This window comes from Frankia sp. ACN1ag (assembly GCF_001414035.1).
Classification (GTDB): domain Bacteria; phylum Actinomycetota; class Actinomycetes; order Frankiales; family Frankiaceae; genus Frankia; species Frankia torreyi.
In genome coordinates this window covers 144,497-167,069 of record NZ_LJPA01000015.1, presented here as the reverse complement: position 1 = coordinate 167,069, position 22,573 = coordinate 144,497, and the positions used below count along the sequence as shown (strand labels likewise).

Annotated in this window: 15 protein-coding genes and 1 pseudogene; 6 read left to right on the top strand and 10 right to left on the bottom strand. The window is 71.9% G+C overall.

Features of this window, described 5'->3' with window-relative positions; genetic code table 11:
- Window positions 1-648: 648 nt before the first annotated feature.
- Both UK82_RS15790 and UK82_RS15785 read left to right on the top strand, forming a co-directional pair.
- Window positions 649-1,863 (top strand): amidohydrolase family protein, encoded by a 1,215-nt coding sequence (locus tag UK82_RS15790; protein WP_044887932.1) that lies wholly within the window; start codon window positions 649-651, stop codon window positions 1,861-1,863.
- 535 nt (window positions 1,864-2,398) lie between these two features.
- The gene (locus UK82_RS15785; RefSeq protein WP_044887931.1) at window positions 2,399-3,742 is read left to right on the top strand and encodes a glycosyltransferase family 4 protein; all 1,344 of its coding nucleotides are present in this window, start codon (window positions 2,399-2,401) and stop codon (window positions 3,740-3,742) included.
- 99 nt (window positions 3,743-3,841) lie between these two features.
- Here the strand turns inward: UK82_RS15785 and UK82_RS15780 are convergent, their stop codons facing one another.
- Window positions 3,842-4,750, bottom strand: a complete 909-nt coding sequence (locus UK82_RS15780; protein ID WP_044887930.1) for a PIG-L deacetylase family protein — start codon at window positions 4,748-4,750, stop codon at window positions 3,842-3,844.
- A gap of 240 nt (window positions 4,751-4,990) precedes the next feature.
- Between UK82_RS15780 and UK82_RS15775 the strand changes: the two genes are divergently transcribed.
- Complete coding sequence (locus tag UK82_RS15775) at window positions 4,991-6,745, top strand: sensor domain-containing diguanylate cyclase (protein ID WP_052681456.1); 1,755 nt, start codon at window positions 4,991-4,993, stop codon at window positions 6,743-6,745.
- A gap of 24 nt (window positions 6,746-6,769) precedes the next feature.
- Here the strand turns inward: UK82_RS15775 and UK82_RS15770 are convergent.
- Window positions 6,770-8,137 (bottom strand): annotated as a pseudogene (locus UK82_RS15770) (radical SAM protein); the annotation flags it as partial.
- A gap of 86 nt (window positions 8,138-8,223) precedes the next feature.
- Window positions 8,224-10,899, bottom strand: a complete 2,676-nt coding sequence (locus tag UK82_RS15765) for a glycosyltransferase (protein WP_055407892.1) — start codon at window positions 10,897-10,899, stop codon at window positions 8,224-8,226.
- A gap of 377 nt (window positions 10,900-11,276) precedes the next feature.
- Between UK82_RS15765 and UK82_RS15760 the strand changes: the two genes are divergently transcribed.
- A complete protein-coding gene (locus tag UK82_RS15760; RefSeq protein WP_044888205.1) occupies window positions 11,277-11,735 on the top strand; it encodes a response regulator in 459 nt (152 codons plus the stop codon).
- Window positions 11,736-11,903: 168 nt separating this feature from the next.
- Here UK82_RS15760 and UK82_RS15755 read toward each other — a convergent pair whose 3' ends face one another.
- From UK82_RS15755 to UK82_RS15740, 4 genes are all read right to left on the bottom strand, one after another.
- Window positions 11,904-12,827 (bottom strand): SDR family NAD(P)-dependent oxidoreductase, encoded by a 924-nt coding sequence (locus UK82_RS15755; protein ID WP_082122305.1) that lies wholly within the window; start codon window positions 12,825-12,827, stop codon window positions 11,904-11,906.
- Between the two features lie 322 nt (window positions 12,828-13,149).
- Entirely contained in the window at window positions 13,150-14,004 is an 855-nt protein-coding gene (locus UK82_RS15750; RefSeq protein ID WP_055407940.1) for an ABC transporter ATP-binding protein, read from the bottom strand.
- 296 nt (window positions 14,005-14,300) lie between these two features.
- The gene (locus UK82_RS15745) at window positions 14,301-16,292 is read right to left on the bottom strand and encodes an APC family permease (RefSeq protein WP_044888204.1); all 1,992 of its coding nucleotides are present in this window, start codon (window positions 16,290-16,292) and stop codon (window positions 14,301-14,303) included.
- Between the two features lie 128 nt (window positions 16,293-16,420).
- Window positions 16,421-16,609 carry a hypothetical protein gene (locus tag UK82_RS15740; RefSeq protein ID WP_055407891.1) on the bottom strand — a complete coding sequence of 63 codons (189 nt, stop codon included), beginning with the start codon at window positions 16,607-16,609 and terminating at the stop codon, window positions 16,421-16,423.
- 750 nt (window positions 16,610-17,359) lie between these two features.
- Here UK82_RS15740 and UK82_RS15735 point away from each other — a divergent pair.
- Complete coding sequence (locus UK82_RS15735) at window positions 17,360-18,415, top strand: magnesium transporter CorA family protein (protein WP_044888202.1); 1,056 nt, start codon at window positions 17,360-17,362, stop codon at window positions 18,413-18,415.
- A 325-nt stretch (window positions 18,416-18,740) separates the two neighbouring features.
- Here UK82_RS15735 and UK82_RS15730 read toward each other — a convergent pair.
- On the bottom strand, window positions 18,741-20,571 hold a 1,831-nt coding region (locus UK82_RS15730; protein ID WP_255354302.1), incomplete at its 3' end, for a serine/threonine-protein kinase.
- A gap of 170 nt (window positions 20,572-20,741) precedes the next feature.
- Window positions 20,742-21,524, bottom strand: coding sequence for a response regulator (locus UK82_RS15725; RefSeq protein WP_044888201.1), 783 nt, complete (start codon window positions 21,522-21,524; stop codon window positions 20,742-20,744).
- Between UK82_RS15725 and UK82_RS33680 the strand changes: the two genes are divergently transcribed.
- Window positions 21,514-21,690, top strand: coding sequence for a hypothetical protein (locus tag UK82_RS33680; RefSeq protein WP_161849125.1), 177 nt, complete (start codon window positions 21,514-21,516; stop codon window positions 21,688-21,690). The genes UK82_RS15725 and UK82_RS33680 overlap by 11 nt on opposite strands.
- On the opposite strand, the gene UK82_RS15720 is transcribed toward UK82_RS33680, so the two are convergent.
- On the bottom strand, window positions 21,671-22,573 hold the full coding sequence (locus UK82_RS15720; protein WP_055407887.1) for a potassium-transporting ATPase subunit C: 903 nt from the start codon (window positions 22,571-22,573) through the stop codon (window positions 21,671-21,673). The two genes, UK82_RS33680 and UK82_RS15720, sit on opposite strands and share 20 nt — an antisense overlap.

Below are 22,573 nucleotides of genomic sequence, written 5' to 3'. Positions count from 1 at the left end.
GTCCAGCCCGGTCGGCAGGGCCAGGTCCGCCCCGTCGGTGAGCACGCGCACCCGGATCATCGGGTCGAGGTCGCCCACGACGATGACCGGGGCGTCGCAGGAGCGGCACATTGCGCGGGTCACTTCGACGGCGAACCGTGGGTCGTCGGTGACGACGGCGATCAGCGACGCCTTGCGGAGCGAGGTGGCGCGGCGGGCGGCGTCCACTCCCCCGGCCTCGACCAGTCGCCACCGCTCGCGGCCCGCCAGCAGGGCCAGCGCCTCGGCGTCGGGCCGGGCGCCGTCGGCCACCACGACGACGGGGCCGTCCAGGCGCACCTCCCGGCGAAGTTCGGCACCGGCATCCTGGGCCCGCTGCGCCTGCGTGTCTGCCCGCATGTCCAGCTCCTCTCGCGACGACGGTCGCGAAGTACACGAATTGCGATGGGCTGTGTGTCGCGTGTCACTCTGCGGATGCTGGACGATATCCCGACTCCTCGGTCAAATGTCAGCGTTCCGCGAGCAGAAGACGGGCCCGGAACGATCCGGGCTTTTCGTGCAGACAAAGTCAGCTTTATCCGGATACGAGTCGCGGCTCGACAGGTAAGCGACATCTTGCCGACGTTACGGTCGGGCTCATCCGCCGGTTCGGAGAGCTGCGAGGCGCGCATGGAACTCCCGAGGATCGAACTCCCGAGGATCGTCAGCACCGATGACCACGTCGTCGAGCCGGCCCACCTGTGGCAGAGCTGGCTGCCCGCGAAGTTTCGCGAACGCGGCCCCCGGGTCGAGCGTCGTGGGGTCGCCGGAATCCGGGTGGTCGGCCCCGGCCCCAGATATGCGCACGATTTCGACCCGAGCGGGCGTCCGGCGGACTGCTGGGTCTTCGAGGATCTGGTCTTCGTCCAGAAGCGCACCACGGCCGCGGTCGGCTTCGCCCGCGAGGAGATGTCCCTGACCTCGATCACCTACGACGAGATGAGGCCGGGCTGCTACGACCCGAAGGCCCGGCTGGCGGACATGGACGTGAACTGGGTCGAGGCGTCGCTGTGCTTCCCGACGTTCCCCCGGTTCTGCGGTCAGACCTTCCACGAGGCGACCGACGACCGCGAGCTCGGCCTGACCTGCGTCGAGGCCTACAACAACTGGATGGTCGAGGAGTGGTGCGGCGACTCCGGCGGGCGGCTCATCCCGCTGTGCCTGGTCCCGCTGTGGGACGCCGACCTCGCGGCGGCCGAGGTCCGGCGCAACGCCGCCCGCGGCGTCCGGGCCGTGGCGTTCAGCGAGATCCCGCCGTTCCTCGGCCTGCCCAGCATCCACTCCGGCTACTGGAACCCGTTCTTCGCCGCCTGCGACGAGACCGGCACCGTCGTGTGCATGCACATCGGGTCGTCCTCGCGCATGCCGTCGACGTCGCCGGACGCGCCGCACGCGGTGAACGCCTCCGTCGCGTTCAACAATGCCATGGCCTCGATGTCGGACTATCTCTGGTCGGGCCTCATGGTGCGCTACCCGAACCTGAAGCTCGCCTATTCCGAGTCGCAGATCGGCTGGATTCCGTTCCTGCTGGAGCGGATCGACGCCAAGTGGCGTGACGCCCGTTCCTGGCTCGGCGACGGGGGCCTGCCCGAGCCGCCCTCGCACTACTACCACAATCGCATCTTCGGCTGCTTCTTCGACGACCGCTTCGGCGTCCGATCCCGGCACGACGTCGGCATCGACAACATCACCTTCGAGACCGACTACCCGCACACCGACTCCACCTGGCCGAACACCCGGGAGGTGGCCGAGCGGCTCATGGCGGGCGTCCCCGACGACGAGATCTACAAGATCATGCGAGGCAACGCCATCCGCATGCTCGACCTGGACCTCGACCGCTCCTGACGGTTCACTTCCAGCCCGCCGGCGGGAAGAGCGCACCCGCCCGCGGTTGTTTGATTGCCGGGGTCCGCCGGATCCGCGCACCGCGGTCGGCTCACGGCACGGGATCAACGGCACGGGATCAACGGTGCCTGTCACGGACGAGACCGCCGAACTCCGCCGCCGGCCCGGCCGTCGAACTCCGCCGCCGCCGGCCCTCTCCACACCAAGGAGCCGAAAGGGACGATAGGTCCCACTTTGAACCGTAACTAAGACCTACGATCCGACCCGGCTGGCCGCCGGACCGCCTGGCCACACTCCACCCTTACGCGAATGTTAACTTTCGCTCGTCGGCAAGCGCGGGCGCGTCCGGGGACCACCCCCCGCAACCGCCGCGACCGGCACGACCGGGGTACCAGCCCCAACTCGTCACCTTAAGTTTCCCTCAAACTCGTCGGAACCAGCGGACCACACGGACGCGCGACCCGTCCACCAAGTAACGTATTGGCGATATTCTTCGCACTCTCTCGTTACGGCACGGCGGAATCGGGGACACCACGTGGCGGAGTCATTGCTCTCTTTACAGCGACTGTGCATTCTCTTCTTCTGCGAGCAGTACCCGCCGGTCGTCTGGGACGGTGCGGGTACCTACACGGCGGCACTGGCCGCGGCACTCGCGCGGCTCGGCCACGAGGTGCATGTGCTGTGCGCGCAGGGTTACCAGATCGCCGACTCCGTGGAGGACGGGGTGCACGTCCACCGACGCCCGTTACTGCGGGTGCCGGTCAGCCGCGCGCTGGGAAGGGTCGGAGCCCAGCTTCGAGGGCCGCTGTACCCGCGTGACTCGCTGACGCTGCGCGCCAGCCTCCCGCTGTCCTACAGCCTCTGGACACGTCAGCTCGGGCTGCGACCGGACGTGATCGAGACGCAGGACGGCGAGACCCGGGCCCTGATCCAGGCGGCGCGCCACTCGGTGCCGCTGGCCATCCACCTGCACTGCCCGACCATGCTCACGGTCCGGCTCTCGGGCCAGCCGATCGGGACGAAGGGTCTGCTCGCCGACCGGTTGGACCGGATCTCGGCCGCCCGGGCCGACGTGGTCACCTCCCCGTCCCAGCTCCTCGTCGACACGCTGCGGGAGCAGGGCTGGCTGGATGACCGCGAGGTCGAGGTGATTCCCAACCCCTTCGACGCGGAGCCATGGCAGAGCGTTCCCGACGTCGCCGATACCACGCCGACCATCGCCTGCGTGGGCCGGCTCGAGGCCTTCAAGGGGGTGGACGTCCTGCTCGACGCCTCGGCGCGGCTGCGCGCGGCGGGGGTGTCGCACCGGCTGGTCCTCGCGGGGCGCTCGGCGGGTGAGATCGACGGGATTTCCTCGGGCGAGTGGCTGGCCCGCCGGGCGTTCCAACTCGGGCTGGACGTGGAGTTCACCGGCCACCTGTCCGGTGCCCAGCTCCAGGAGGTCTACCGGCGGGCCCGGGTCGTCGCGGTGCCGAGCCGCTTCGAGAGCTTCTCGATCGTCGCCGCCGAGGCGATGGCGGCCGGGCGGCCGGTGGTGACCACGAACCAGGCCGGGGTCGCGCCCTTCGTCGAGCGGTGGGAGGCGGGGTGCTCGGTTCCGGCGGGCGATCCGGCGCCGCTGGCCGACGCGCTGGCGCCGTTCCTGCTCGACCCCGCGCGGGCGAGCGCGTTCGGGGCCCGGGGGCGTCTCGGCGTGGTCGAGATCGAACCCGCGGCCATCGCCCGGCGCAAGGTCGAGGCGTACCGGCGCGCCATCGCGCACTTCGGGGCGCAGAACCTGCCGCAGCAACGCCGCCGGTCGAGCCCCCCGGCCACCGGCGCCCTCTACCCCGACCTGCCCGGGGAACGGCGCCGGCACTGGCCCGCCCCCCGCGGCTGAGGCGGCGCCCCGGCCGACCGGCCGACCGGCCGCCCCGGTGGGCGGTGCAGGTCGGCCCGGGGCCCGTCGCCGGGCCGGCGCCGCTACCGGCGCCGGACGCTACCGGGGTCGGACGGCGCCGGGGTCGGACCGCCACGGACGGTCGAAGTCGAGGTGGTTCAGCGCCCCCGCGTCGACGTAGACCTCGTACGGGCTCTGCAGGGTCGCGAGCAGCGAGCCGGTCACCGGCGCGGCGGCGTCGGGCTCCGCGTCCCCCTCCCCCACCTGGGTGGCGTGCTCCGCGAGGGCCAGGCGCTGGCGCGCCCGCAGGCCGCGTGCGTCCACCAGCAACGGGCGGCGTTCCCGCAACCGATGGACCGGCTGGACGAGCAGCCGCTGCGCCGACCAGCCCGCCGACCCGTACCCCAGGGTCCAGGGCCAGTGCGTCCAGAGCCAGACGGTGTATTCGAGCACCTGGCCGCGGTACCCGGTCGCCGCCACCGCCCGGCGGACCGCCTCGTTGGTCGCGTCGTGGTCCGGATGCCCCTCGCAGGAGGTCGGTGCCAGGATCTGCTCGGGCGCGAGGGCGCCGATGAGCTCGCCGAGCCGCGCGGCGACGGCCTCCACCTCCTCGGTGAGCTCCGCGTCGGGGAATCCGAGGAACAGCACGTCGGACTCGTCGACGTCCAGCAGGGCGCAGGCCCGGCGTGTCTCCGCCTTGCGCAGCTCGACCAGCTCCGCCGGCGGCAGCGTCGCCGGCTCCCCGCGGGAGCCATCACTGACGATCACCACCGTGACCGGGGTGCCGGCGGCCCGCTTGCGCAGGATCGCCACCGCGCACCCCAACGTCTCGTCGTCGGGGTGCGGGGCGACCACGAGACAGGATCTCGTCGCCATGGACGAGGTGATGTCGATGCCGCGCCGGGCCCAGGCCCTGCGCCACAGCGAGCGTGCCGGCACCATCACCCGGTCGCGCGCCGTCTCCGGATCCCCCGGGATCACCCGGCGGACCGCCTTCGCCACATCCATCCTGTCGATCTCCCCGTGCGACTGGTCCGATCACGGCCGAGGATCCGATCACGGCCGAGAATCACTGTAGCGAGCGCCTCCGACCTCCCCGGTCGCGACCGGCGACGAGGAACTGGTCAAACCCCGGTGACCTACGGCTTATCGCCGATATCTTCACCGGTGATGCGCATTGTGTCTGACTGATTACCTTGGGCGCGATCGGGTAGAAGGCCCTCGGGACGGGTCGGGCGGAGTGGGTGAGTGGTCGTGACGCAGGGGGAGCGTCCGGACCTTTTCGAGGTACTGGACATTGCGGTCACCGAGACGGGTGCGTTGGACCATCGCATCCGGCGCGTCAACGCGGCCGCCTGCGCCGTCCTCGGCCGTACCGAGTCCGAGGTCATCGGCCTGACCTGGGAGGACATCGCCGTCCCGGAGGACAGGGAACGCTGGACCGCGCAGGCGCGCCTGCGGCTCGCAACGGGTCGGTCCCGGAGCCGGATGATGCTGCGTCTGCTGCGCCCGGACGGCTCCGTCGTCCACGCCCTGTCCACCATCGCGCTGCTGACCGATCCCGACGGGGAACAGTACTTCCTCGCCCATCTCCAGGACGTGTCCGAGGAGATCGCGGCGCACAACCGGCTCCGGCTCGTGGTGGAGAACACCCCGGTGTCGATCTTCCTGGCGGACCGCGACGGCCGGGTCCTGGTGAGCGAGGGGACGGTGAATCCGCAGGCTGCGGCGGGGCTGTGGGAGGCGCGCCAGTCCTCGATCTTCACGATATTCGCCGATCTTCCCCAGGCCATCTCGATCATGCGCAGGGCGCTGGCCGGGGAGCGGGTCAACGAGATCGTGGAGGTGTTCGGCCGCTGCCTCGACGTGCATCTCGTGCCCATCCCGGACAGCGGCGAGGTGGGTTCCGTCGCCGCGGTGGTCACCGACATCACCGAACGACAGCAGGCCGTGGCGAACCTGCGGGTCCGGTCCGCCGAACAGGCGGTGATCGCCGACCTCGGCCAGCGGGCGCTGGAGGCCGAGTCTCCGGCCGCGTTGTGGGAACGCGCGGTGACAGCACTGGCCGACCATCTCGGCGCCGACCTCGTGCAGGCCCACGACGTGGACGAGTACGGACAGCGGGGTGGCCTGCTCGCCCGCGTGGATCGACGCGTCCCGCCCAACACCGCGGATGAGGCCACAGCGGACGGTCTGACGGTCCCGGTCGGGCGGGCCGACCAGGTCCTCGCGACGATCGAGGTGCGGCGGCCGCCGGGCGCGGAGGCGTTCACCGAGCAGGACGCCGGGTTCCTCCACTCCGTCGCCGCGGTGCTCGGATCGGCGGCCATCCGCTTTCGGATGGAGAACGAGATCCGCCATCGATCCCTGCACGACGGCCTCACCGGGCTGCCGAACCGCACCGCGCTGCTCGACCACCTCGACCGGGCGCTGCGCCGCGCCCGCCACGACGACCGCCGGGTCGGGGTGCTCTTCATCGACCTCGACGGCTTCAAGGCGGTCAACGACACCCTCGGACACCAGGCCGGCGACGAGGTGCTGCGGGCCACCGCCGTCCGGCTGGGACAGGCGGTGCGACCCGGTGACGTGGTGGGCCGGCTCGCCGGCGACGAGTTCGCCGTCCTGTGCGAGGACGTGGCCAGCATCGCGGATCTGGCGGCGATCGCCGACCGGGTGCTCGCGGCGCTGGCGGTACCGACCCAGCTGCGGGAGCGCCCGATCGTGCTGACCGGCAGCGTCGGCCTCGCCCTGTCCGGCCCCAAGCTGGGCGACGGCGAAGAGCTGGGCGACGGAGAGGAGCTGCTGAACGCCGCCGACCTCGCGATGTACGCCGCGAAGCGGGCCGGGCCCGGCCGGCGGATCGCCTACGACCGGTCCATGCGCATCCGGCTGACGGACCAGCTCGCCCAACCCGACGGGCTGCGGCACATCCTCGACGCGAACGAACTGATCATGCTGAGACTCGCCGCGGTCTCGGCCCTCCTGCACACCGTGCACTGCTGACCGCCGGGCGCCCCGACCCACCCGTCACAGGGCGGTGTTGATGATCGCCTCGACCAGCGTCCGGCCGTCCCGGGTCAGCGTCACCGTCCCGGCGGACTCGTCGACGCCGACCAGCCCGCGGTCCGCCAGGGCGCGGAACCGGCCCCGCCACGGCTCGGCGAGCAGGGAGCTGCCGGGAAACCGGGCGCGGTGCAGGCGATCACGCAGCGGTTGCAGGGTGGACAGGGCCATCCGGACCGCCCGTGACTCACGGGCGGCCGGCGAGAACGACGTCGCGGACGCCAGCGGCAGCCGGCCGGACTCGATGGCCGCGGTGTAGCGCCCCCAGGCCACCTCGGTGATCGCCTCCGAGGCACGGCAGCTCGAGCTGCCGCCGAGGCCGATCGCCACCTCGGCCTCCTGCCGGTCCTGATCCACCATGATCGACTTCCAGGTTTCGGGACCGAACCCGGCGCGGGCGAAGTACATGGTCGGATGCTCCGCATAGCCGGCGCCGGCCAGCCCGTCGGTGAGCACCTCACGCATCTGGTACTGCTCGCCGAGCGTCGGCCAACGATGGCCGGCGGCAACGAGCCGGTCGCGGTAGGCGGGAATCTGCCAGGCCGCCGGCCGCTCCCCGGCGACCCCGGTCCTCGTCTCGGCATAGGGCCGCAGGTGAAGTTTCGTGCAGACCACCGCGGTCGGTCCGGTGTCCACGACGACGTCCAGGTCCCGGCGGACGCTGTCGACGGTCTGGTCCAGCAGACCGTACATCAGGTCGACGCTGATCCAGGCGAACCCCAGCCGCTGGGCGTCCCGGATGAACTCCACGCACCGCGCGCCGGTGTGCGGCCGGCCGGACTGCGCCAGCACCCGGTCGTCGAAGGACTGCACGCCGCAGGACAGCTTGGTGACGCCGAGCTCGGCGAGTGTCTCCAGTTGCTCGGCCGTGAGGCTGCTCGGATCGCCCTCGAACCGGATCGCGGTGTCGGGGGTGAAGCCGAAGTTCTCCCGGTAGAACCCGAGAAGCCTGCGGATGGCGGATGCGGGCAGCAGGGACGGTGTGCCACCGAAGACGTTGAACTCGCCGACCGGCGCAGCCGCCAGGGTGGGCACCCGGTCGAGCCAGAGCCGAGCCTCGGCGATGTTCAGATCCACCCACCGGGCCGCCCGGGCCGCGGCCACCGCGGGTTCACCGGCGATCAGGACCGTCGGGTACTGGCAGAACCGGCAGCGGTAGGAACAGGTCGGAATGTAGGACCACAGGTGGATGGGCGCGGTGTCGACGAGCTGGTCGGCGAGGTCGGCGAGAAAAAGCTCCGGCGGATGGTCGGCCAGATCGCCGGGAAAGACGTGCGCACCGAACGGATCCCGGGCGACGTAGTCCAGCAGTTCCCGGTTCTGCGGCGCGCCNAGTACGGACAGCACCGTCGGAGTCGGGTACGACGGGTCGATCTCCCGCAGGGAGGCCAGTTCCGCGTTCTCGCCGACGATCGTCATCAGAACACCCCGCCGTTGCCGAAGTAGTCGTGGGCCGCGCCCGATTCCCGGTCCTCGCAGTAATAGCGGACGAACTCCCGGAAACGGCCGGTGGGCACCTCACGCAGGCAGGTCGGCAGCGGCGGTGGACGGCCGATGTCCGACCCCGCCGTCGCGCGCAGCCGGGCGAAGATCTCGTCGGCGAACTCGAAGTACAACCGGTAGCTCGGCGTCTTGTAGGCGTGGATCGGAGTGAGGTCGACGACGCGCATCTCGGCGATGATCTCGGCGCTGCGGCGGCCCAGCCGCCGGGCCAACGACGGCGTGAAGAAATCCGCCACGGCGGCGTCGTCGAGCAGGGACGGGGTGAGCAGGACGGGCAGGATCGTGTTCTTCGGCGTGAAGTCCTTGACGGAGAACTCCCACGCCTGCCGTGCCTGCGCCGCGGTGAGGTCCCGGGCTCCGTCGACGGTAAGGTCGGGGTCCCGGATGTCGCGCATCACGATCGTGCCGCCGTGGCCGTACGCCCGGCCGGCGATGACCTCGTCCAGGGCGTGGTCGACCCGCCGGGGATTGATCTCGACCCGCGATCTCGGGGCGTACACGATCTCCTCGCCGGATCCCCGCACCGCGATGCCGAAATCCCAGTCGTCGGACAGGTGCGGGACGAACCGGCCGTCCTGAACCTGATAGAAGATCTCGATTCCGCCGACCTTCTCGTACGCGCCGCGCTCGACCGCGAAGCCCTTTCCGTCGGGAAAGCCGCCGAACAGGCGGAAGGTCACCGCGCGGCAGCGCAGGGTCCGGTCGATCGCGGCCCACAGCCGCGGCCGGCCGGCGAAATGCTCGGCACGGTAGTAGTAGTCACAGACCCCGATCGCCGCCTTTCCCGCCTCCATGGCGACGAACAGCTCCCACAGCCAGGTGGGGTCGACCCGGCAGTCCGCGTCCGCGGAGACCAGGTAGAACCGCCGGGCCGGTTCGGCCTCGGCCCGGGCCCGGCTGCGCGCGACCGCGAACTGCATGCCCGCCCGGCGGGCGCAGGCGACCCCCTGCTCGCCCTCATGGATCACCTGGACGGGGAGGTCGGGATGCGTGGCGGCGAACCCGCGGGCGACGTCGACGGTGGCGTCGGTGGAGTTGTTGTCGACGACCACCACCTCGTACGGCGCCCTGTCCCGCAGCGGCGTCCCGTCGTCGCCGCACTGGCCGTGCAGCGACGCCAGCACCGCCGGCAGGTTCGCGGCCTCGTTGTAGACCGGCAGCACGACGCTCATCCGGATGCCGGCGTCCATCGGCGTGGGCCGTGGTGCCGCCGCCGGCCCGACCATCCCGTCGAGCAGGTCGCGGACCTGGCGACGGCTGCGGGCGAGGCGTCGGGCACCGAGCCGGCGGTTGACGGCGACGGTCCGCCGGCGCGTCTCGGCGTCGACGAGCAGGTCCGCGACGGCGTCGACGAAGTCCGGCGTCGGCAGGTCGCCGGCCGCGAGATCCATCACCGGCGCCTGGAATCCCGCGCTGCCGTACACCGCGTCGTACAGGTCATAGCCGGTGGTGATGTACGGGACGCCGGCGGCGATGGCCTCCCCGATCGGATTGCCGTAACTCTCGTAGTCGCCGGAGGTCAGGAACGAGACCAGGTCGGCGTGGGCGAGCAGATCCCGCACCGAATAACCGCGCCCCGCCGGTCGACCCACCTCGCCGGCGTGCGGGGCGAGCCAGCCGCCGAACACCACCCGGTCGGCCACCCCGAGCCGCCGGGCGAACGCGGCGAGACGCGCGTACTCGGTCGGGGATTCCACCCGGTCGCCGGTGACGAACAGGTGAATGTCGTCGGGCAGCCGTGGATGGGCGAGCAGTGCCGCGAGGAGATGGATGTCGCGGTCGATGCGCTTCTGCGGGATGAGGCGGGTGGGACGGGCGATGAGGATCGCCTGCGCCGGAATGCCGTGGTCCCGACGGAAACCGGCGTTGTGTTCGTCGACGGCGGCCGGCGGCGCGCTGAACGTGTTCGGCAGGACCGCGAGGTGACGCAGGTCGGGCTGCCAGTGCAGCATCCGGCGGCGGGCCTCGGCGTGCTGGACCAGATACTGGATGTGCGGTGAGTCGACGGGGGCGACCGCGTGCGGGTAGGGAAAGGTTCCGTACTTGCCCGCGCCCGGCTCGCTCTGCCACATCAGGTCGTGGTCGCGCCAGAGCACGAATCGGCCGAACCCCTCCTCGCGCCCGTACCGTTCGATGGCCAGGTACAGCGCCCGGGTGTAAGTGATGTTCTCCGGCAGTGTGCCGTTCTCCACCAGCACGAACGAGACTTTGTGCCGCCGCCAGGTGTCGACGACACGGCGACTGATCTGTTCGGCGACCGTGTCGATTTGCGGCACGAGCCGCTCATCGCCGGCCTGGACCACCTCCCGCAGCACGGCGGTCACGAAATCCGCGTCATATCCCGGCGTGGCGTCGAGCCCGTCGATCCGGGCCAGTCGAACCCAGTCCGGCAATAGCGCGGCCTCGTCCCGATAGGGCTGGAAGAACGCGTTCTTGTCGGCCTTCACGTCGTACCCGAGGTCGAGGTGGACGCGGTAGCCGCGCTGGTGGAGAATCCGGGCAGTCTTCACGAACTCGACCACCACGCCCGAGATGGGGGTCGCGTCGAAGGAGATTCCCCAGAGGACCGGTTCGCCACATTCCACTGCCACACCCGCCTTTCGGCCGTCTGCCGTGGTCCGCGGCGCGCGAGAAGCAGTCGCAGCCGACCGCGACGCGGCGCCACCCGGAAATCGGCTGCCCTTCTGATCCGCTGGTCGCCGGTGATCCGGTTATACCCGGAGCCGGCCGCTTTCCCACCGCCGACGCGCATCTCCGGCGGCGTTCTCACGACCGGTGCCGGTGAGCGGCCCGCCACGCGGCGGCCCCGCCGGTCGGTGGGGCCTCGGGACGCGGTGCGCTGGCCGATGGCGGGCCCGGCCACGGCGGGCCCGCGGGTGGCGAGGGGGCTCCCCGGAGCCGGCGGCCACTTCCCGCGAAATGGTATTACGAGAGCGAATGAAGGCAGATCCGGGCGTGAGGAGGTTCAGTGCCGGATTCGGCTCCGACCGAAGTTCTCCTGGTGGAGGATGATCCCGGCGATGCCCTGATGATCCAGGTGGCGTTACTGGACCAGGGAGTGCCGGCGCAGTTGCGGGTGGCCGCGGACGGGGTGGCCGCGATGACGTATCTACGCACCCTCGGAGCGGGCCGAATGGCGCGGCGACCCGACCTGATCCTGCTCGACCTGAACCTCCCGCGCCGGGACGGCCGGGAGGTACTCGCCGAGCTCAAGGCCGATGTCGATCTACGGTCGATCCCCGTCGTCGTGCTCACCGCGTCGGCCGCGGCAGCGGATGTCGCCGCCTGCTACGACCTGCAGGCCAACGCCTTCGTCACCAAACCCGCCAATCTCGATCAGTTCGCCGAGGTGGTGCGCAGAATCGACGAGTTCTTCCTGACCGAGGTCCGCCTTCCGCCGACTGACCAGAAGGCAAGAAATTCGTAACCAGCCGGACTCCGCCCCCGACCGGGAATATCGGCTCGCTACCTGACCCACGAGTGACAAAACCCTGACCGGCCATTCGGACGTCCCCCGGCCGCACGATGCGGCCGGGGTCGGCCTTGAAATCGCTGGCCGGGTCAGTGCGCCGGCCGGGTCAGTGCGCTGGCCGGGTCAGTGGCTGGTGGAGTCGTTCATGGCACCGCGAGCCGGGAAGGGGACCATGCTCGCCCCGCCGTCGACGAGCAGGGAGGCACCGGTGATGTAGGAGGCCTCCCGGGAGGCGAGGAACAGCACCGCCGCGGCGATCTCCTCGGGCAGGCCCGCGCGGCCGAGCGGGTAGGTGCTGGCCAGCGAGTCGGCCTGGGCGTGGGTGAGGTGGCCGAGCATCCGTTCGGTCACGGTCAGGCCGGGACCGACGACGTTGACCCGCACGCCGAGCGGACCGAGCTCGCCGGCCAGGCCGCGGGCGAACGACTCCAGGTACGCCTTCGTGGAGCCGTAGGCGTTCAGGCCGGGCGAGAAGACGCGGTTCGCCGCACCCGAGGAGATGAAGATCATCCGCCCGGGAAGCTTCGACCGCCTCAGGTGCGGCACCGCCGCCCGGGTGATCCAGTGCAGCGCGTGAACGTTGCTGCGCAGCAGGTAGTCGAGCGCGTCGTCGTCGATCTCGGCGAGCAGCCCCTGAGCGTTGTCGGCGGCGCTGTGGACGACCACATCCAGCGCCCCGTGTCGGGTGACCGCCTCGTCGAACATCTTCGCGACGTCGGCCCGCTCGGCCAGGTCGCCGAGCACCAGGGAGGCCGACAGCCCCCGCTCACGGAACTCCCGCACGGTGCGCTCGCCGTACCGCGCGGTCCGGGCGGCGACGACGACCGTGGCGCCCTCGACGGCGAACGCCTCGGCGATCGTGCGCCCCAGCCCGCGGCCGGCGCCGGTGACCAGGACGACGGTCCCGGCAAAGCGCCCCTCGGCCGTCGGCTCCGTCCTCGGCACGGGGGCCGGCGACACGGGGGCCGGGGGTACGACGGGCTCGGTGGCCGACGGTCCGGCGGAGGTGGCGGATAAGCCTGTGGCGGCTTCCGGTGCTGCTGTCATCTGCTCCTCCTGGCTCTCGGGGATGGCCCCGACTGACTCTCGGGGATGACTCTGCCTGGCTCGCAGGGAAGGGGCCCAGCCCACGCCGGGGCCAACACCGCGTGCCGGTCCGCGCGCCTCGGCGGGCGGCCGACCGTCGAGGCGCGGCCTCGACCCCGATGCCGGACCGCCGTCGCCGACGACCCGTCGACTGTGACCCGCAACACCGTTCAAATCATATGATCTAACCGATTTGGAGGCTTGGGATGCCCTCCGGGGCGGGCGGCTCCGCGGATCACCACTCAACGGCGCCCTCGGCCCGCCGCGCATCCGGTCAGTGAGGTCAGCCCGCCGGGGCGACCCCGGCCGCCGGCGAGGACGCCCGGCGCCGGGCGGCAGGAATGATCATCGGGGTGCCCGTCTCGGGGTCGGGGATCACCCGGCAGGCGAGTCCGAAGGTCGTCTCGATCAGCTCCGCGGTGACGATCTCGGCGGGCGGGCCCTCGGCGACGATGCGGCCGGCGGCCATCACAACGAGGTGCGTGGCGTAGCGGCAGGCCTGGTTGAGGTCGTGCAGGACGGCGACCAGCGTACGGCCGTGATTCTCGTGCAGGTCAGCGCACAGGTCCAGCACGTCGAACTGGTGGGTGATGTCGAGGTAGGTGGTCGGTTCGTCGAGCAGGAGGATCGGCGTCTCCTGCGCCAGCGTCATCGCGAGCCACACCCGCTGGCGTTGCCCGCCGGACAGCTCGTCGACGAACCGGCTCGCGAGATCGGTGACGCCGGTGACCGCCATGGCTTCGCGCACGACCTGTTCGTCGCGGGTGGACCACTGACGCCAGACCGTCTGGTGCGGATACCGGCCGCGGCTGACGAGGTCGACGACGGTGATGCCGTCCGGCGCGATCGCGGTCTGCGGCAGCAGGCCGAGGCGCCGGGCGATCTCCTTCGACGGCAGCGACGCGATCTGCGCGCCGTCGAGACGAACCGTGCCGGCGGCCGGCCGCATCACCCGGGCCAGGGCGCGCAGGAGGGTGGACTTGCCGCAGGCGTTGGGACCCACGACCACGGTGAACGCGCCGTCGGGGATGCGCACCGCGAGGCCCTGCGCGACGATGCGCCGATCGTAGGCGAGGGTCAGCCCCTCGCCGAGCAGCCGGGCGGGCGGGCGGTCGGCACCGTCGCAGGCCGACGGCAGATCGCCGGTACCGCCCGGAGCCGGCAGATCGCCGACGCTTTCCGGAGCCGGCGGTGCGGTCTCCGGGGCCAGCCCGGGCTGGGCGGAGCGGGCCGCCGGGCTCAGCCGCCGCCAGGGTGCGAGCGTCACCCGTCCTCCCCCGTTGCCAGGCTGCCGCCGGAGGTGTCCGCGCGGGGCACCGGTGGACCCGCGCCCCGCGGACATCCCGGCCGACCAGCCGAGGCCCTCGAATATTTGGTTAGGCTACCCTCACTTAACCTCCACTGCGACCTGATCCCCCGCACCGTCACGGGCCGCTAGCCCGATCGGTCCAGGACCACCGGGGAGGCCGCGTCCGGGGGCGGGCGGTCGATCCGCCACGGCACGCTGATCACGACCACACCGGGCTGGAACAGCAGCCGGGCCTTGATCCGCAGGGCGCTCTGGTTGTGTAGGAGGTGCTGCCACCAGTGGGTGACCACGTACTCCGGGATGACGACGGTGACGACGTCGCGCGGGCCCGCGCGGCGCAGCGAGCGCACGTGCCCGAGCACCGGCCGGGTGATCTCCCGGAAGGGCGAGTCAAGGATCCGTAGCGGCACGTCGACGCCGTGGCTCTCCCAGTCCTCGAGCAGGGCCTGCGCCTCCTCGCGGGAGACGGCGACGGTCACCGCCTCCAGCTCGCTCGGGGCCAGCGCCCGGGCGTAGGACAGTGCCCGCACGGTCGGCATGTGCAGGCGGGAGACCAGGACGATCACATGGTTGCGGCTCGGCCGGACCAGCCGCACCTGATCGGGCACATGCAGCGTCTCGGTGACCCGGTCATAGTGCCGGCGGATGCCCGTCATCAGCGCGAACAGCAGCGGCATCGCCACCACGACGATCCAGGCGCCCTCGAGGAACTTGCTCGCCAGGACGATCACGAGGACGAGCGCGGTGACGGTCGCCCCGACGGCGTTGATGGCCTGGGATCGGCGGGTGCGCCGCCGGGCCGCGGCATCCGAGCCCTCTCCCCCGCCAGCGGCACCCCCGGCCGAGGCCCGCTCTGGGGCGGCCAGCGCGCGCTGCCAGTGCCGCACCATGCCGGCCTGGCTGAGGGTGAACGAGACGAACACGCCGATGATGTACAGGTGGATCAGTGACTGGGTGTCGGCGTCGAAGGCCGCCAGCAGCAGCCCGGCGGCGACGGCGAGCAGCACGATGCCGTTGCTGAACACGAGCCGGTCGCCGCGGTTGTAGAGCTGGCGGGGCAGGAACCGGTCGCGGGCGAGGATCGAGGCGAGCGCCGGGAAGCCGTTGAACGCCGTGTTCGCGGCCAGGATGAGGATGCCGGCGGTGAAGACGGTGTTCCAGTAGAAGAAGAACGTCTTGCCGAACACCGCCGCGCCGATCTGGGAGATCGCGGTCGGCACCTCGGTCCCGGGGCGCAGCCCGACATAGTCTGCCGGGCTGTCCGCCATGTGGACGTCGCTGACCAGCGCGAGGATCGTGATGCCGACGAACATCGTGACCGCCAGCGCCGCCATCGCGGACAGGGTCGCCGCGGCGTTGCGGCTCTTGGGCCGCCGGAACGCCGGCACGCCGTTGCTGATCGCCTCGACGCCGGTCAGCGCCGTGCACCCGTTCGCGAAGGCGCGCAGGATGAGCAGCACCGCGAGGACACCGGACGTCGAGCTGGTCGCCCGGAGCCGGTAACCGGCGGTCTCGGCGCGCATCGGCTGGCCGGCGAGGCCCTTGTAGGCGGCCCAGGCAAACATCACGTAGATGCCGAGGACGAACCCGTACGTCGGGATCGCGAAGATCCGCCCGGATTCCTGCACCCCGCGCAGGTTCATCAACATCAGCAGGGAGACGAACCCGAGCGCGATCGGCAGCGCGTCACCCGCGAGACCCGGCGCCGCGGAGACGATGTTGCCGACGCCGGCGGCGACGGACACGGCCACGGTGAGCACGTAGTCGACGAGCAGGGCGCTGGCCGCCGCGAGCCCCGCGGTCCGCCCGAGGTTCTCCGAGGCGACGACGTAGGCGCCGCCGCCGTTCGGGTAGGCGTGCACCGTCTGCCGGTAGGACGTGACGACCACCAGCAGGGTCAGCGCCACCCCGGCCGCGATGTACGGGCTGACGTGGTAGAGCGTCAGCCCGCCGGCGGCGAGCGCGACGAGGATCGACTCGGTCGCGTACGCCACCGATGACAGCGGGTCGCTGCAGAACACCGGCAGGGCCAGCCACTTGGGCAGCTCGGTCTCGGCCAGCCGCTCACTGCGCATCGGCCGCCCCACCAGCAGCCGCCGCGCCACATCACCGGCCATCGCCGCGCCCCACCTCCGCCCACACCGGCATCCGATGGGAGTCAACCGCGGTGCAGGCGCGGCGCGACAATCTCTCACGGGATGCTAACGCCGACCCCGCGTTTTCTCACGCCACGCTAACGCCGCGTTCAGCGGGAGTCTGAGCCGGTGCCGGTGCCGGGCGAGACCCGTTGGCTCGGAATGTCGGGGACGACTGTCTCGCGCACCGGAGGTCCCGTCGGCGGCCAGCCCACGCCCGCGCGCAACGACACGATCCGCAACGACAGCGCCCGGGCGGACCAGGCGGCGAGCCACGTGGCCGCCAGCGCGCCCAGCACCGCCAGGTCGGTGGCCGGATGCGGCGCGAGGGTACCAAGCTCATGGAGCCGGAAGCCGTTGAGGCACAGCGCCCCACAGACGACGCATAGCGCCCCGCAGCGGGGCGGGCGAACCAGCCGATCGTCGCGGTCAGCAGCGCGAGCAGCGCCACCTCGACGGCCACCGGCGGCGTCGCGCCGAGGCGGGCCAGCAGTCCGCAGATCGCCAGCGGGCCGACGAACGCGACGAACGCCGCCAGGTCCGCCGGACAACGGGGGTCGCCGCCACCGGGCGCCGCGCGGGGCAGCGCGCCGCGGATCCGCCGCCACCAGCCGACCCCGGCGACCGCGACGCCCCCCCTTGCGACCTCGGCCGCGAGCTCGCGGCGCTCGTCCATCCCCGGACACGATGATCACCTCACGTGCGTTCCGGACCGGTCCACCTACAGTGAATCGCGACCGGCCGGAATCACGGCGAACACTCGCAGAACACTAACGGGAATGCCGGGCGTTATCACGCGCCACTAACATCACCGCCGCCCGGCTCAGGGTCTGGATCGCGACTGGAGGCCCCGATGGCTATCATTTCCCGCGGCACACCGCGCGGACGTGACATTCATTCATCGCGGATCCGCGCGGGAACCGGAATTTCCACCGAATGGTCCGATCGGGCGGATGGAACGCGGCGCAGCGCGGCCGGCCGTCCCGTGCCGACGGCAGGCAACTGCGGCGCCACCGGGTGCGGCGAGCGTTCGAGGGGGGCTGATCGGCGTGGAGATCCGCCTGCTGACCGACGCGGGGGTCGAACGGCACCCCGCCGAGGCGCTGCGCGGGCTCATCGCCGCCGGCGAGGGGCTGGTCTGGGTGGACATGCCGAGCTGCGACGACGCCGGGACCCAGGTGCTGTCCGACATCTTCGGGTTCCATCCTCTCGCCGTGCGCGACTGCGTGGAACGCAACCGGGTGCCCAAGGTCCGGGCCTACGCCGATCACGTGTTCGTCGTGCTGCACGCGCCCGAACGCGGCGCGGGTGGCCATGTGCACTACGTCGAGCTTGATCAGTTCATCGGGCCCCGCTACCTCGTCACCGTGCACGGGCCGGCGAACCCGGCCGTCGACCTGGCGGCGATGCTGCGGGAGACCGGCGAGATCGCGGCCCGGCTCGACACGGGCCGGCTGCGCCCGACCTCCCCGTTCGACCTCGTCTACGCGATCGGCTCGGCGCTGGCGCGGCGCCAGGAGGCGTTCATCGAGGCGACGACCGGCGAGGTGTGGCGCCTCGAACAGCGCGTCACCGGCGGTCATCTCGGCGATCCCGAGCAGCTCCTCGACGAGCTGTTCCGCGCCCGCCACGGACTGCTGGCCGTGCGCACCATGGGCGCCCTGGGTCGGGAGGCCCTCGACCGGCTGTCCGTCCTCGCCCGCACCGCACCGCCCGGCCCGCCCGGCCCGCCCGGCGGGCACCCGACCCCGGTGGCGCCTGACAGCGTCGCGATCCGGGCCCTGCTGGCCGCGCGCCCGCTCGTCGACGACCTTGCCGACCAGTTCGACCGCATCCGCGCCCTCGCCGACGCGCAGCGCGACTACCTGCAGGGAGTGATCGAGTTCTACCGCACCCTGACCGAGACGAAAATGACCATTGCCGCCGAACGCTTTGCCGTCATCGCCGCCGTCACCCTCCCGATCACCGCCCTGTCCTCGGTGCTCGGCATGAACCTCATCGTCAACGACCGCTCCCGATACCCCGAACTCCTCATCGTCCTGGCCGTCATGGCCGCCATGTCCGCGACCGTGCTGCGCTGGGCGCGCCGCCGCGGCTGGTGGTAGCCCTGCCGCGCGCTCAGCGCGAACCCCCACAGTCGACGATCAGGGTGTTCGGCGGAACCGCGGAACCGCGCCGAGGTCACGTCCTTCTACCGCCAGTACTTCGGCGTGAATCTGACCAGCAGCCAGGTCACCACGATGCTGACCCCGTCGGCGTGACGGCCACGCAGCAGGCCGCGCGGTGCTGGCCCGCCGGCTGCCCGACGGCAGCGGTCCCTTTCCTAGGTCCAGTTCTGATAATTATTGCCGCTGCAGGGCAGGGTGTATGCCTGGTATCCGGTTCCGTTCGGGCTTTCGTGATTGCTGTCCAGGCATTTACCCGTTCCCNCGTTGCGGAAGGCCTGTCCGAAGCGGGTGCTCGACGCGACCACCCACTGCTGGCCGGCCGACCCGTCGCAGGTGGTCGCGTAGAGGGCGTCCGGCATTGCGGTGCCGTCCGCTGTGTACCCGCCGGCGGTGCTGACCATACAGGTACCGGTATGAAGGTTGCGGAACCGGAGCCCGTCCCGAGTCCACTGCTGCCATTCGCCACCGTTGCAGTCGAGCGTGTAAATCCTGGAGCCGTCGCTGTCGAGGCAGGCGCCGGTCGCGGTGTCGGCCCAGGACTTGGTCGTCGGCTGGGCCGGAGGAGCCGCCAGTGCCGGTGCGGGCGCGGCCTTGCCTGAACTCACGGCCAGCGGCTGCGACCCGGTAACGGCCGGTGCGGCGGCGGGAACCGCGAGCCCGGTCGAGGCGCTGCCGGCGCCGGGCCTGGCCACAGGGTCCGACGCCGGGTGCGATCCGGTCCCGGTGGTGGGCGCGGCCGGCGCCGCGCTGCCGGGTTCGGTGCTGGCCGAGGCTGCGTCAGCGGTGGCCGGGGATGCGGCGGCGGTGGCGGTGGCGGTGGATGCGGCGGCAGTCGCCGTGGATGCGGATGTGGTCGACGGTCGGGCGGGTCCCGGGTGGCTGGCCGCCAGGTTCTGCTGGGGGTCCGGGTCCGACCCGTTGTTCACCGCGCGCTCCAACGCCGTCGCCCCGGCAGTGAGGACCACCGCCACCACGGCAACGATGACCGACACCCGCCGCCAGCGGCGGCCCTGCGTTCTGCCGTTGCGGGAGGTGACTATCGGACTGTCAGGGCGGCCCGACACCGGCCCGGGCGCCCCCGCAGCCGGACCCGACGCTGCCGGTGCCAACACTGCCGGGTCGGACGTCGCCGGGTCCGACACTGCCGGGTCCGACACTGCCGGGTCCGACGTCACCGGGTCCGGTGCCGGTGCCGGTGGCGGGGCGGCGGCCGACGGATGAGCGGCGTCGGCCGAGCCTGGCCGCGGTGCGGCCGTGGCGGGAGGCGGCGAGCCGAGCGGCGGCTGGGCGGGGCGGCCCGCGAGGCTGGGCAGCAGCGCGCGCAGGTCGGCCACCCCGGGGCGGTCCCCGGGGTTCTTCGCGAGCATGGCCGACAGGACGGTCCACAGCGCGTCGTCGAGGTCGGGGGGACGACCGGGCAGAAGGTCGACGTGGGCGCGCATGACGGCCAGCGGCATCAGTCCGGCGAACGGTGTAACCCCGCTGACCAGCTCGTAGAGCATGATGCCGGCGGCGTAGACGTCCGCGGGCGGACCGACCTCACCGCCGGCGACCATCTCCGGGGCCATGTAGGTCGGCGTGCCGAGGATGCCCTGACTGGTGGTCAGCTCGGTGGAGCCGTCCATCACGCTGGCGATGCCGAAATCGGTCACCTTGGGGTGCAGCATCGGGCCGTCGCCGTCGAGCAGGACGTTCGCGGGTTTGAGGTCGCGGTGGACGATGCCGAGGTCGTGGGCGACGCCGAGACCGGTCAGAATGTCGGCGGTCAGGGCGACCGCCTCCGCCGGGGACAGGGTTCCCCGGGAACGCAGGTACTGGCGCAGGTCGGAACCCTCGATGAAATCCATCACAATGGCCAGCCGGCCGTGCTCGGCGACCAGATCCCAGACCTGGACCACGAACGGCGACTGAATGCGGGTGAGTACCGATCGTTCCCGCATGAACCGGGCGACTATTTTTTCGTCGGTGGTGAGTTCCGGCAGCAGGAGCTTGACGGCAAGGACTCGGCCGGACTGGTCCTGCCCACGCCACACCTCCCCCATCCCACCCCGCCCGATCAGGGATTCCAGGGTGTATGAACTACCCAGCCTCATCGCCATGCCGTGTCCCCACCGCTTCGTGCGCCTGCATTGTCGCGCTGACGGGGCAACAACATAGCCAATCGGCCGGTCGCCGGTTCTTTCGGGGCAAACCATTTGCCGAGAAAAATCGGTCGGACCCGCTGACCTGCAAGAACGGCTTGTTCGAGCGTCTTGTGACGGCCTTACGGCTGGTAGCGGTAGCCCATGCCGGGTTCGGTGGTGAGGTGGCGGGGGCGGGACGGGTCGGGTTCGAGTTTGCGGCGTAGGCGGTTGACGTAGAGCCGCAGGGACGAGGTGTCGTCGGCGTGACCGGGGCCCCAGACCTGGTCAAGGAGGGACCGCGAGCTGATCAGCTTGCCGGGCTCGCGGACCAGGGTCGCCAGCAGCCGCCACTCGGTCGGCGTCAGCCGCACCGCCTCGGGCACCTGCCCCGCCTCGGCGGCCCCGGCCTCGGCGGCCGCCGCGCCGGTGCCTGCGGTCTCGGCGGCGCCGGGAGTACCGCCGTCGGCTGGGGGTGCCGCGGGGTCGGGGAGGGTGGTGACGGCCTTGGCGGCGAAGTCGATGCGGTGGCGGCCGATGATGATGACCGGGCCGGTCTCGACGCCGCCGGCGCGGCGGGTGACAGCGCGGATGCGGGCGAGGAGCTCCTCCACGGAGAACGGCTTGGTGACGTAGTCGTCGGCGCCCGCGTCCAGGGCGGCGATCTTGTCGTGGCCGGAGGTGCGGCCGGACAGGACGATGATCGGCACGCTGGTCCAGCCGCGCAGGCCGCGGATGACGTCGATGCCGTCGAGGTCGGGCAGGCCGAGGTCGAGCACGACCAGGTCGGGCGGGTGGCTGGCGGCCTCGCGCAACGCGTGGCCGCCGTCGACGGCGGTGCGGACCTCGTGGCCGCGGCTATGCAGGTTGATCCGCATCGCACGCAGCAACTGCGGCTCGTCCTCGACGATCAGGATGCGTCCCACCGGCTCCCCGCTCCCCTCGCCACCCGGCCCGGCGGCCCCACCCGACCCGGCGGCCCCACCCGACCCGGCCGCCCCACCCGACCCGGCCGCCCCACCCGACCGGGCCGACGCACCCGATCCGGCCGACGCACCCGACCCGGCCGGGCTCACCGCCGCGCCGGGGTGAGCGCGTCCAGCGCCCGGTTGAGGCCGAGCACGTTGACCGCCGGTTCGCCGAGGAAGCCGAGGCTCCGGCCGGTCGTATGGTCCCGCACGAGCGCGGCGACCTGGCCCGCGGGCAGGCCGCGGACCCGGGCCACCCGGCTGACCTGAAGGTCAGCGTAGGCGGTGCTGATCTGCGGGTCGAGGCCGCTGGCGCTGGCGGTGACCGCGTCCGCGGGGACGGCGGGGTGCGCGGGGGCGTCACCGCGGATCAGGACGCGCTGGCCGGCGACGATGTCATCGGTCAGCGACCGGCAGCGCACCGGCACGCCGGCATAGGTGGCGAGGAACGGGCGGGTCGGGCACGGCTCGTTGGCGCTGACGACCCGCGTCACCCGGCCGTCGTAGCCGGGCCCCGCGTGGTAGACGGCGAGCACGGCGCCGACTCCGGAGGGGGTGCAGTACGGCCGGCGGCCGTCGACGCCGTCGAGCGCCCCGACCGCCTGGCTGCGCGCGCAGACCTGGGTGAGCAGGCTCTGCCGGGACTCGTCGGTGCCACGCGTGGCCGGGTCGTCGACGCTGTCGACGACGTCCTCCGGACCGAGGTTCGACGCCGAGGTGGACGTCGGGTCGTAGCCGTCCCCGGCGGCCGACGGCCGGCTCTGGAAGTAGCGCGGCACGGCGTTGCCGTCGGCGTCGGTGAACGACTGGCCGATCAGCGACGAGCCGACCCGCCGGCCGTCGGCGCCGCTGACGAACGAGCCGTCGGCGCGGTGGTGCAGGCCGGGGAGCTGGGCGACGGCGAGGATCGCCAGCGGGTAGGCGAGACCGACGACGACGGTGAACACGAGCAGGATCCGCAGGGCGGCCAGGTGCTGGCGGGCCCAGCCGGGCAGTCGCGCGAACAT

Bases quoted from the DNA above. Each gene is read 5' to 3' on its own strand.
- UK82_RS15790 (WP_044887932.1), top strand. From the start codon at position 649: ATGGAACTCCCGAGGATCGAACTCCCGAGGATCGTCAGCACCGATGAC.
- UK82_RS15780 (WP_044887930.1), bottom strand. From the start codon at position 4,750: ATGGATGTGGCGAAGGCGGTCCGCCGGGTGATCCCGGGGGATCCGGAG.
- UK82_RS15755 (WP_082122305.1), bottom strand. From the start codon at position 12,827: ATGACAGCAGCACCGGAAGCCGCCACAGGCTTATCCGCCACCTCCGCC.
- UK82_RS15745 (WP_044888204.1), bottom strand. From the start codon at position 16,292: ATGGCCGGTGATGTGGCGCGGCGGCTGCTGGTGGGGCGGCCGATGCGC.
- UK82_RS33680 (WP_161849125.1), top strand. From the start codon at position 21,514: ATGCGTCCCACCGGCTCCCCGCTCCCCTCGCCACCCGGCCCGGCGGCC.
- UK82_RS15720 (WP_055407887.1), bottom strand. From the start codon at position 22,573: ATGTTCGCGCGACTGCCCGGCTGGGCCCGCCAGCACCTGGCCGCCCTG.